Here is a 12,489-nt window from a genome sequence, read left to right on the forward strand (position 1 = left end):
ACAGATTTATAGTTATGTTTAAAATTTTTACAAAGCCTTAATATTGTCTATATAATAAAATCTTAAATGGGAGTATGATATTAATAAATAAATTACTAAAGCTTTTATAATAAATAAGCTTTAAAGTATAGGGGATGATTTATATGTATTATAGTAATGGGAATTACGAAGCATTTGCACGTCCACAAAAACCAGAAGGTGTGGATAGAAAATCAGCATATTTAGTTGGAGCTGGTTTGGCATCTTTAGCTGCTGCATGTTTTTTAGTTCGTGATGGACAAATGAAAGGTGAACATATTCATATCTTAGAAGAAATGGATATAGCAGGTGGAGCTTGCGATGGAATTAATGATCCCGAGAAGGGATTTATTATTCGTGGTGGTCGTGAAATGGAAAATCACTTTGAATGCTTATGGGATTTATTTAGATCAATACCTTCAATAGAAACTGAAGGAGTTTCTGTACTAGATGAATTTTATTGGTTAAATAAAAAAGACCCAAATTATTCTTTAATGAGGGCAACAGTTAACCGTGGAGAAGATGCTAACACAGATGGAAAATTTGGATTAACAGAAAAAGCATCTATGGAAATAATAAAATTATTTATGGCAAAAGAAGAAGACTTATATGATAAAACAATTGACGATGTATTTACAAAAGAATTCTATGAATCAAACTTTTGGCTATACTGGAGAACTATGTTTGCCTTTGAAGAGTGGCATAGTGCTCTTGAAATGAGAAGATATATTCAAAGATTTATTCATCATATTGGTGGACTTCCTGATTTTTCAGCTTTAAAATTTACAAAATATAATCAATATGAATCATTAATTTTACCAATGATTAAATACCTAGAATCTAATGGAGTTGATTTTCAATATAATACAACTGTTACCAATGTAAAATTTGAAATAACAAAAGATAAAAAAGTAGCAAAACAAATAATCTGTATTAAGGATGGAAAAGAAGAAACTATTGATTTAGTAGAAGATGACTTAGTATTTGTTACAAATGGTAGCTGTACAGAAAATTCATCTTTAGGTGATGATGATCATGCACCAGTTTTAAATACTACTGAAGGAGGTTGCTGGAGACTTTGGAGAAACATAGCAGCACAAGATTCTTCTTTTGGTAGACCTGATAAATTCTGTACTAATACAAATAAAACTAATTGGGAATCTGCTACTATAACTACTTTAGATAATAAAATTCCACCATATATAGAAAAAGTATGTAAACGTAATCCATTTAGTGGAAAAGTTGTTACAGGAGGAATTGTTACAGTTAAAGATTCGTCTTGGCTAATGAGTTATACTTTAAATAGACAACCACATTTTAAAGCTCAACCAGATAATGAGCTTGTTGTATGGGTTTATGGATTATTTACTGATGTAGATGGAGATTTCATAAAAAAACCAATGAAAGAGTGCACAGGTTATGAAATTACTCAAGAATGGCTATATCATTTAGGAGTTCCAGTAGATGAAATTCCTGAGATGGCAAAAAATTCTGCTCATTGTATTCCTTGCATGATGCCATACATTACTTCATTCTTTATGCCAAGAACAGCTGGAGATAGACCAAAAGTAGTACCAGATAAATGTGTTAACTTTGCATTTATTGGTCAATTTGCAGAGACTGTTCGTGATACTATATTTACAACAGAGTATTCTGTAAGAACTGCTATGGAGGCTGTATATACACTACTTGATGTTGACCGTGGAGTTCCTGAGGTATTTGGTTCTTGCTATGATATTAGGGTGTTACTTGATTCAACTTCTAAGATGTTAGATGGTAAAAAATTAAAAGATATTAAGTTACCATTATTAGATAAAATTAAATTAGATATAATTAAGAAAGAAATTTCAGGAACTGTAATTGAAGAATTATTACAAAGATATAATTTAATATAAGTTAACTATGATTAGTAAATTTATATTAAATTTATAATGAAAATGATTTATTTTATATAAAAAAGTGGATATAGTAAGGGATTTGGATTAGCGAAAAAACATATAATTTTAAGCTAATCTAAAGCCTTTAACTAAGTCACAACTAAATCAAATTCAGTAGTATCTGTTACAATTATCTCAGCTTCATTTATATACTCCTTAAGATCATCAACTGATATATAGACAACTCTTCCTAAAGTTAAAAATAAAGCTGATAATTATCATATATTATAAGTTAATTATTTAGATTGAATAGTAGTGAAGCATATCATAAGTAATAGATTATAGCTTAACTGAAATCTAATATAATAATAAAAATAAGTCAATAAAAATTAGCACTAATCTTACAGGATGGAGTGCTTTTTTCTTTGGACTTAATTTAATGGTAAACAAATTCTTTCCAATGAAAATTTAAAATATTTAAATGTTATAATAGTTTAAACAAATAAACTAAAGGCAGATGAATATATTATGAAAGAACAACACATAATTGAAGTTAATAAAGATCTTTGCATAGGGTGTGGCCTTTGCAAAAATGATTGCCGAGTAAATAATATAATTATTAAAGATAAAAAATCAGCAATAAAAAATCAAGATTGTATAAAGTGTGGTCATTGTGCAGTAATATGTCCAAAAGAAGCTATTGCACTGACAGGATTTGATGAACCACCAATAGAACTTTTAAAATAACCTATTTTAGATTCAAATGAGTTATTAATGGCAATTAAATCAAGAAGAACTATTCGTAAATTAAAAAAAAAAGTGCCTTTAGAAATTATACATCAAATTATTGAGGTAGGTAGATTTACACCTAGTGCTAAAAATTCACAAGATGTATCATACATTGTTTTAGATAAGAATAAAGATAAGTATGAAAAAATTGCAGGGAAATTTTTTAGAAGAATAAAACCAATTGTAAACATTTTTATGAAAAGCGCAAAAAAAGTTACAATTGATGATAACTTTTTTTCAAACAGGTATCTATTGCAATAATGGTAGCAACTAAAGATAAGGTTAGTGGGTCACTTGCAGCATCAAATATGGCACTAATGGCAGAGCCTTATGGACTAGGGGTACTTTATAGTGGATTTTTTACAACTGTAGTAAACTATTCAGCAAAATTAAAAAATCTTTAAATATAAAAAACAATGATTATGTGGTTACAACGCTAGTTTTTAAATATCCAGATGTGAAATACAGACGCACTGCACAAAAAGAGTCAGCTAATGTAAGATAATTATAAGTGTGAGGAGAAGTTTATGGAAAAAGAATGTGAAAAAAGATTAAAAGAAATAACATCAAAATTTAAAATATATCGTAAGGCAATTTCTACTATGGGCGATGAAACAAGGCAGTTGATTTTACTTACTCTATTAGAAAGTGATTTTAATTGAATCAGAATGGAAAAACTTAACAGAGCTAATGAATCTTATATTTATTGGAGTACAACACATTAGTAAGGCTGATACTAAAAAAGGTGAGGAAATGAAAGTTATTGTAACCTTAAATATATAATTGATAGAGTAAAAGGTAGAATTGTATCTGTGGAGAAAAAAATAATTAACAATTAGATATATTAAGTCTTAAAAGAACAGCTGAATTTATTTCAGTTGTTTTTATTATATATATAAATATATAGAAAAAATATGTTTTCAACTTTTTATATAGAAACTTTTAGAATAATGAGTAGAAAATAAAACTATCATTAAATTAAATGAAACAAATCTGGGAATAATGTAAAATTTAAAATTAATTATGGTACAATTGAATTGGATATTAATGGATTAATACGTGGATTTATGAAAAAATAAAATAAATGATTATTGAGAGAATAAGGGGGGGGATAGAGTTTATTATATCGTAAAAATTAAGGTTAATTGTAGTGACTTTACAATCCAATGTTTATGGATTATCAATACTAAAAAGTTACTATATTAAATAAGTATATATAGATAAAATGTATGAGGAGTAGTTAAAATGGAACAAATTTCTTTGAAAATATTTCAGGTAAAGGCTGGAGATTGTATTAGTCTTAAATACAAAGGAGATGATGAAAAATTTCATAATATATTTATTGATTGTGGTTATAGTGGAACTTTTGATAGAACCTTAAATAAAGAAATTATTGATATTAAATCAAAGAATGAAAGGATTGATTTATTTATTTTAACACATACGCATCAAGATCATATTGGAGGAATAACTAAATTTATAAGAAAATATGGACAAGATGATATTGTAGATAGATTTTGGTTTAATGGAGGTAGATTATTGATTAACTTTGAAACTTCTAATAAAGTTAGTGTTAATCAAGGGTATGAATTAGAAAAATACTTAATCCAAACTGGAAAGCAGAATGTCCAAAAGATAATATATGGAATTGAAAATTATAAAATTTTTGGTGCTAAAATACAAATTGTTGGACCAAGAATAGAAGATTTAGATAAGTTTCTAAAATCATGGAATAAGGACTATTCAATACTTAGTGAAAAAATTACTACTAATATGTGTGATTGGAATAAAGAGATAGCTGAATTTAATTTAAATAACTTTGAAGAAGATGGAGATGATGACAATAAATCAAGCATTGCACTAATATTTGAGATAAATTATGATAATAAAAATAGTAGGAAAATATTGTTTTTAGCAGACTCATCACCAAATGTGATAGCAAAAAATTTAAGTAATATGGGATACTCTAAAGAAAATAGATTAAAGTTAGATTATGTTAAACTTTCACATCATGCTAGTAAAGGCAATACAAGTGATGATTTATTGAACCTTATTGAATGTAATAGATTTATTATTAGTACCAATGGTACTAATAGAGATAAATTTCCACATAAAGAAACTTTCGCTAGAATTTTAAGACATCCATTAAGAGATAAAAAGCAAAAAGTAGAATTTATATTTAATTACGATACCATGGAGTTAAGAAATATATTTAAAAAACATGAATATCAAGATCCAAATCTTAACTTTGAATGTTTATATCCAAAGAAAGGTGTGACATATTATGAATTATGCTTATAACAATAGTATCTTAGATTCAATTGTATGCAAAATTAAAATTGAAGATAAAGAAAAAAGATATGAACATGGTTCGGGAGTTATTTTACAGATGGATAATGAAGACTATGTTTATATTCTTACAGCAAAACATTGTATATTAGGAAAAGAGCTAAATTATAAAAGAGAAGATATTAATATAACAGTATATGTTAAATTAGATAATGTATATAAGGAAATAGAGATAAGTGAACAAGAGTTAATAATTTATGATGATAACCCTTTGAATGACAGAGCGATTATAATTTTAAGAAAAGCAAATGTAAAGAGTTTGGATAACATTAAAAGTATAGAATTTTTTGATTTAGATAGTATTCCAATAGAATGTTGTTTTAGAGGATATCCAGCTCCATATAATTTAGGAGAAAAAAATGTTGCAGTTACAGTAGGTATGTGCCAGTTTATTGAAAATAATATTATTGGAACGAAAACAAAGTTAGAAACTACAGTTTATGATGAAGCATTATATAATATAAGTGGATGCTCAGGTGGAGGAGTATTTGTTTTTTATAATAATAAGATTCATTTAGTTTCAATTGTTTATGAATTTGAGGAATTATTTCAGAGAATAAAAGTAAATAATATATCAGGATATAATGAATTACTTAATGAGTACTCGTTTAAATTGATAGAATTTAATGAATATTTTAGCGAAAAAGATATACCATTATCTAAATTAAAATGCGAATTTCAAAAAGCTAAAATAGGTTGGTTAGCAGATAGATATGTTCCAGATTTACATGCGGTTGGAAAAATGCAGGGAGTAACAGATAATATAACTCAGAAGAATAGTGTTTTATTTAATATGGTTTCATTATTAATAAGGGATAAAAATATTATAATTCAAACTTTAGATACTATAAAATATAGCATTACAGATAGTAGATTTACTGGGGTAATACAAAAGTTAGAGGAATTTAGTGAATATTTAAATGAATTATTAAAAAATTTAGATAAACTTATTTTACATATTGAAAATAATAGTGTAATAGACTACAAGAATAGTTTGGAAAATACAATTGATTTATTTACTCTTATTAATGAAGTTAAATCAATTGAAGATAAAAACTATCAATTTAGAAATGCTAGAATTTTAAGAGAAGAATTAGAAAAATTGAGGGATGCTAAGATAGAGGAAGGGATATCAAAGATATTGCATATTAATAAATTAAAATTTGTAATATTCTTAGGTGAACCAGGAACTGGTAAAACTCATGCGTTAGCCAATATTGTAGATGAGCAAATAAATAGTAATTTACCAGCAATTTTAATACAAGCTAAACAATATTCAAATGCTAAGTCTTGGAAGGAGATATTATTAGAGGCATTAGGTCTATCAAGTAGTTTTAGTGAAGAAGATATTTGGAATGCGCTTGAAGATACTGCAAGCAGATGTGAAATTGGTAAAAATACTATTAAAGATTTAGAGAATAGAGAAATCAAATTTCAAGGAAAGGTATTAATTTGTATAGATGGTATAGATGAAGCTGTACAATCTGAAAATTGGATTGATAGAATACGAGAAATTGATATAATATGTAATAAATATAAACGCTTAAGGTTTATTATATCAAGTAGACCATATACATTTAAAAAAATAAATATAAAAAACAAAGTAAATATTCCAATAGATGGAGATGTAAATGTCCATAAAATATTTGATGATTATATAGAAAAATATAATGTTAGATTTGAAGGTGAGAATATTAAAAAGAGAGTAAAATGGTCGTTAAAAACACCTTTTGCATTAAAACTATTTTGTGAAAAATACTCTCATAAGGAAATAAACAGCACTGAAAAAATATCTTTAACAATTAGTAATTTATTATCTGAAAAAATTGAAAGAATAGATAAGGAAATAAATAAGAAATTGAATAGTTTATGGACAGATGCAGAATTTATTATTAAAAATATTCTAATTAACATAGTAAATTATTTTATTAAAGAATCTGAATATATGATTGAGCATAACAAATTGATTAACTTATTAAGTAAAGATGTTAGATTAAGTGAATTGAGAAAAGTTGAATTTTCAAAAATATTAAATTATTTAGAGCAATATGGATTATTGTATATGAGAAAGACATTGACATCTGAAGATCCGCTTGAAGATCCAGTTATAAATTATGAAATACAAATTCAACCATTAGTAGATTATTTAATAGCTATAAAATTAAGAAGTATAGATGTTAATGAAAATAAATGTTTTCCTAAGGTGTTATATGAGAGGATAGGAGCACAACAGATGTACTCATTAATATTATTAGAAGAGAAAAAAGTTTTGGTTGGATCTAATGGTATATGGAGTGATTATTGTGATAATGAAGAATTAATAAAAATACAATCTTTTGCGCTTGCTAATGTATCAAGTGATATAGCAGAAAAGTACAAGGATTTTATTGAAAATCTTATTAAGAGTAGCACTACAAATTTAAGATTGATAGTAAATAACTTGATATCCGAAATAGCTAGAATTCCTAATCATCCATTAGGTACTGAATTTCTTCATAGTATTCTTATGAGTTATAAAACACCAGCTGAAAGGGATATTATTTGGTCGGGCCCAGAAAAAATTAAATATAATAGTGGAGAAATATGGGAAGGTGAGTCAGAGTGTATCTGCTCAACTAAAGGTTTAGAATTAACTATAGAAGACACATTTGATGGATTGCCATTAATTTATGCATGGCAGTTAACAAATTTGGATAATAGAATTCGTAGGAAATCTAGAAATGAATTAACAAAATGGGGAATATATAGACCAAAGGAATTCTATAAATTATTGGACAAGGTATATGTCACTAATGACCCTCAAATGAAAGAAGATATAATGATTTGTTTACTAGGCATTATTACTAGTATGAAGATATGTAATGAGGATTTAAAAGAATTTGCTAACTGGATTATAAGTAATATTTTCGAAGAAAGTAAAATACAACATAACAGAAATGTAGTAATAAGGTTCGCGGCAAGAATCGTAGTAGAAAAAGCTTTTAAATATAATTTAGTAGAAGAAGAAAAGGTATTTTTAGCAAGACCACCATACAAATATGATATTTATAATGATATAGAGCTTAGTAAAAAAGTAGTAGATGAAAAAAGCGATTCATTTGACCCTATTACTGGTGATTTGTCGTGGTATGTAATAAAAAGAGCATATGAGAATTTTTTTGAAATTGATAGAGAATATACTGAAGAGGAAAAAATATCAAATTCAGAATTGATTAAATTTATAGAAAAAATTAAATATGAGGATTCTGAATTTGAAGAAAGCTATAATACTACAGACGATAATGTGATTGATGAAGATATAGAGGTTCTTTTAGAACAAAGTTTACTACAGCACGAAAAAAATAAGGATACAGAAAAAGAAATTTCAATACCAGATTATTCAAGTAAAGTAATTGAATTTTTAAAAATTCATGGTGAAACAGTAGATGAAAAATTTATCATGCCTCATTTGTTTGCACTTTCGGCAGCTGTAAATTATATAGAGAAAATGGGATGGAATTGCACAAAATTTAAATATTATGAGAAAGAAGATGATAAAGAAATATATGGATTTGATATTGCAATATCAAGACAATATTGGCCAGCTACACATGGGAGTATGAGTAGTGTAATGACTTCAGGTGAAAAATATACATGGTGTTCAATTCATGAAATACAAGGATATTTAGCGGATAGGTTACCGTATTATGGTTATAGTGATAATGGAAAAGAAAAGTACATATTAGATGACTATAGTGTATTAGTTGACATAAGTAATACTTTTATAGATATACAGGAAATAGCTGAAGATGAAATAAGAAATAGAAATTATCCATATATGCCAAATGATTTAGCACCTATGATTGAAAATTTAAAAGATGATAATATAGATAATATTAAAAGTTGGATTGATAAAGCAAAATATCCTGATTTTAAAACTTGGTTAATATCAGATGATAAGGCAATGACAATGGTTTCAGCTGAATTTACAGGGAGTTGGACTAATATATATAATTTCACGGTAGTAACAGAGAGGTACACACATAGTGATTCTATATTATGGATAAATAGTTATCTTATAAAAGAAGAAGATTATGATATTTTTAAAAATCAATTAAAGAATTCAAGAGAGGATTTAATCCAATATTTTGTAAAAACGCATGACGAAGAATATTCACATCCTAATGTAGGGACATACATGGATCCTGCAACGGTAACTTTAATAGATTGGGTAAAAGAATTATATACTAAGCATACAATAGAGTATAAAACTAAAGAAGTTAACAATGAATATGATGTGTATAAGACTATTAGTAAAATAACGTATAAAACTAATAATGATGAAGAATTTTGGAGTGTTATTCCGTCAAAAATAATGAGAACATTATTAGATATTAATATAACTGATGGTTTTAATTATAAAGATACTTCAGATAACCTTGTTATGTTTAACTCAATAACAGGCAAAAAGTATAATAATGAACAAAATATTTTATATGTTAAATCAAATAAAATGAGAGAGATTTTAAACAAAAAGGGCTACAAAATGTTTTGGGTGGTTAAAGTATTGAGAGAACCTTCACTTGAAGTAAGGGACAAGTATAAAGAATTTTTCTATGATAGATACTGTGTTTGGATTATTACAGAAGGTTCATTTGAAATGTATAAACTTTGTGATGGACCTAAAACATGGTAATTATTTAGTAGGGTAGAAATGTTTAATTGTATATTTTGATATAGTAAATTAAATTTTATACATGACATACTTCATTTTTTATAAAATAAATTTGAAAAGATAAAATATCTTTAAGTATAGTAATAAATATATTTAAAGGTATTTAATTATATTTACTTAATGGAATTTGTTTTGAAAGATTAAACAGAACAACTCTTTTATAAGAGGAGATTATATAGATTAAAAATTGGAATCAACAATTATTTAGCAGTATTAGTAGGAATTGGTGGGGCTAAGATATACAGAATAGCTACATTAATGTATGGGAATCCAGTAAAATTAAAAAATACGTTAAAATGGTTTAAGATAAAAGGGAATTAATAAAGAAATTTGTTAATATATAAAGTGAATGGCTCTAGCAATTTATGCTAGGGCTTTTTTGTAGTTTAAATTTATTTTATTATAAAAAATTGTAAAAGCATTGAAGAACTTAGAGAAAACTTCCTAAGATGTTGCTTAATTTCAATGATTAAGGCATATACTACAATTATTAAAATAAAGTAACAAATAAGAAATTAGGTGATTTTAATGATATACATATATAATTGTTATGGAGGAACTCACTCATCTGTTCTATCAAGTGTTTATCACTTAGAAATACTGGATGCAACTCGAGAACCGACTAAGGATTAAATATTGAACTTGCCTAATTTTAATAATTTAGTATATGGAAATTGTAGAGAAATTTTTTAATATGGAAGCGATAAATATGTAAATGAAGTATATACTGTAGGAAGGGGACGTTCAAAGGTTTTAATTCCAGGGTTATATAACTTAGCATCTATGATTCATAAACAAAATCTATTAAATGAGAAAATTATACTTTCCAATACATCGCCAACGGTTCCATTACAAATGACCTTTGGTGGATTATTTTCTAGACGGTTAAAAATTGATTTTATAGGAGTACTTTTGCTTGTAAATGGAGTAAAACAATCATACAAGGACATTGTAGAACCTGTAAATCACACAAAGAAGGTAGCAAAGGAAGATAAATCAGGGGTTATTATTAAGATAACAATGAATTTAAGAAAAAATAATTTTTAATAAGCTCTTCCTATTTAACACTTATAATCTCCATAAAAAAAGTAGTACAGAATAAAGCGAAGGCATGAGATTTAGAGATTGTTGAAGAAACACTTAAAGACCGCCCTTTGGTCTTTATGCGAATGAAACAACTCTAAATACCATATCCAACCCAACCCTATACTACTACACAACTAAATCAAAATCAGTAGTATCTGTCACAACTCTCTTAGCTTTAACAATTTCTACTATATCAGCTCCATTAGGAACAAATATATTTTTCTTAACTATCATGTCCATAACTTTTTTTATCTCAGCTTCAGTTACATCTTTTTTAAGATCATCAACTGATATAGAAACAACTCTTCCCAAAGTATTCTTAAAAGAAATTACTAATCTCTTTGTAGTTTCCATTAAAATATCTCCTTTTACATAAATTTATTAAATTCTATGAATCAAACTTTTGGCTATATTGGAGAACTATGTTTGCTTTTGAAGAGTGGCATAGTGCCCTTGAAATGAGACGATATATTCAAAGATTTATTCATCATATTGGTGGACTTCCTGATTTTTCAGCTTTAAAATTTACAAAATATAATCAATATGAATCATTAATTTTACCAATGATTAAATACCTAGAGTCTAATGGGGTTCATTTTCAGTATAACACAACTGTTACCAATGTGATTTTTGAAATAACAGAAGATAAAAAAGTGGCAAAACAAATTGTTTGCATTAAGGATGGAAAAGAAGAAACTATTGATTTAGTAGAAGATGACTTAGTATTTGTTACAAATGGTAGTTGTACAGAAAATTCAACTTTAGGTGATGATAATCATGCACCAGTTTTAAATACTACTGAAGGTGGTTGCTGGAGACTTTGGAGAAACATAGCAGCACAAGATTCTTCTTTTGGTAGACCTGATAAATTCTGTACTAATACAAATAAAACTAATTGGGAATCTGCTACTATAACTACTTTAGATAATAAAATTCCACCATATATAGAAAAAGTATGTAAACGTAATCCATTTAGTGGAAAAGTTGTTACAGGAGGAATTGTTACAGTTAAAGATTCGTCTTGGCTAATGAGTTATACTTTAAATAGACAACCACATTTTAAAGCTCAACCAGATAATGAGCTTGTTGTATGGGTTTATGGATTATTTACTGATGTAGATGGAGATTTCATAAAAAAACCAATGAAAGAGTGCACAGGTTATGAAATTACTCAAGAATGGCTATATCATTTAGGAGTTCCAGTAGATGAAATTCCTGAGATGGCAAAAAATTCTGCTCATTGTATTCCTTGCATGATGCCATACATTACTTCATTCTTTATGCCAAGAACAGCTGGAGATAGACCAAAAGTAGTACCAGATAAATGTGTTAACTTTGCATTTATTGGTCAATTTGCAGAGACTGTTCGTGATACTATATTTACAACAGAGTATTCTGTAAGAACTGCTATGGAGGCTGTATATACACTACTTGATGTAGACCGTGGAGTTCCTGAGGTATTTGGTTCTTGCTATGATATTAGGGTGTTACTTGATTCAACTTCTAAGATGTTAGATGGTAAAAAATTAAAAGATATTAAGTTACCATTATCAGATAAAATTAAATTAGATATAATTAAGAAAGAAATTTCAGGAACTGTAATTGAAGAATTATTACAAAGATATAATTTAATATAAGTTAACTATGATTAGTAAA

Annotated in this window: 10 protein-coding genes and 1 pseudogene; 10 read left to right on the forward strand and 1 reads right to left on the reverse strand. The window is 26.9% G+C overall.

The features are described 5' to 3' along the window. The first annotated feature begins 143 nt into the window (after nucleotides 1–143). The 9 genes and pseudogenes from ABHC41_RS04135 to ABHC41_RS04175 all read left to right on the forward strand — a co-directional run bounded on the left by ABHC41_RS04135 (nucleotide 144) and on the right by ABHC41_RS04175 (nucleotide 10,794). The gene (locus ABHC41_RS04135; RefSeq protein ID WP_271893524.1) at nucleotides 144–1,913 is read left to right on the forward strand and encodes an oleate hydratase; all 1,770 of its coding nucleotides are present in this window, start codon (nucleotides 144–146) and stop codon (nucleotides 1,911–1,913) included. A gap of 510 nt (nucleotides 1,914–2,423) precedes the next feature. Continuing rightward, nucleotides 2,424–2,642 carry a 4Fe-4S binding protein gene (locus ABHC41_RS04140; RefSeq protein WP_330678055.1) on the forward strand — a complete coding sequence of 73 codons (219 nt, stop codon included), beginning with the start codon at nucleotides 2,424–2,426 and terminating at the stop codon, nucleotides 2,640–2,642. A 27-nt stretch (nucleotides 2,643–2,669) separates the two neighbouring features. Continuing rightward, entirely contained in the window at nucleotides 2,670–2,945 is a 276-nt protein-coding gene (locus ABHC41_RS04145) for a nitroreductase family protein (RefSeq protein WP_330678054.1), read from the forward strand. Next, complete coding sequence (locus ABHC41_RS04150) at nucleotides 2,945–3,088, forward strand: hypothetical protein (RefSeq protein ID WP_330678053.1); 144 nt, start codon at nucleotides 2,945–2,947, stop codon at nucleotides 3,086–3,088. The genes ABHC41_RS04145 and ABHC41_RS04150 overlap by 1 nt, the downstream gene beginning before the upstream one ends. A 123-nt stretch (nucleotides 3,089–3,211) precedes the next feature. After that, a complete protein-coding gene (locus tag ABHC41_RS04155; protein WP_271893527.1) occupies nucleotides 3,212–3,346 on the forward strand; it encodes a hypothetical protein in 135 nt (44 codons plus the stop codon). Next, nucleotides 3,333–3,467 (forward strand): hypothetical protein, encoded by a 135-nt coding sequence (locus ABHC41_RS04160; protein ID WP_271893530.1) that lies wholly within the window; start codon nucleotides 3,333–3,335, stop codon nucleotides 3,465–3,467. The genes ABHC41_RS04155 and ABHC41_RS04160 overlap by 14 nt, the downstream gene beginning before the upstream one ends. Nucleotides 3,468–3,929: 462 nt before the next feature. Then, complete coding sequence (locus ABHC41_RS04165; RefSeq protein WP_271893533.1) at nucleotides 3,930–4,985, forward strand: MBL fold metallo-hydrolase; 1,056 nt, start codon at nucleotides 3,930–3,932, stop codon at nucleotides 4,983–4,985. Beyond that, nucleotides 4,969–9,708: an ATP-binding protein gene (locus ABHC41_RS04170; protein WP_271893535.1), complete on the forward strand. Its 4,740-nt coding sequence runs from the start codon at nucleotides 4,969–4,971 to the stop codon at nucleotides 9,706–9,708. Before ABHC41_RS04165 ends, ABHC41_RS04170 begins: the two co-directional genes overlap by 17 nt. A gap of 567 nt (nucleotides 9,709–10,275) precedes the next feature. Continuing rightward, nucleotides 10,276–10,794 (forward strand): annotated as a pseudogene (locus ABHC41_RS04175) (DUF3189 family protein). A gap of 165 nt (nucleotides 10,795–10,959) precedes the next feature. Here the strand turns inward: ABHC41_RS04175 and ABHC41_RS04180 are convergent. Then, nucleotides 10,960–11,187 carry a DUF2922 domain-containing protein gene (locus tag ABHC41_RS04180; protein WP_271893537.1) on the reverse strand — a complete coding sequence of 76 codons (228 nt, stop codon included), beginning with the start codon at nucleotides 11,185–11,187 and terminating at the stop codon, nucleotides 10,960–10,962. 26 nt (nucleotides 11,188–11,213) lie between these two features. Here ABHC41_RS04180 and ABHC41_RS04185 point away from each other — a divergent pair, with 26 nt between their 5' ends. Then, nucleotides 11,214–12,470: an oleate hydratase gene (locus ABHC41_RS04185; protein ID WP_347553579.1), complete on the forward strand. Its 1,257-nt coding sequence runs from the start codon at nucleotides 11,214–11,216 to the stop codon at nucleotides 12,468–12,470. Nucleotides 12,471–12,489: the final 19 nt, after the last annotated feature.

It is taken from the genome of Romboutsia sp. 1001216sp1 (assembly GCF_039841805.1).
Taxonomy (GTDB): Bacteria; Bacillota; Clostridia; order Peptostreptococcales; family Peptostreptococcaceae; genus Romboutsia_C; species Romboutsia_C hominis.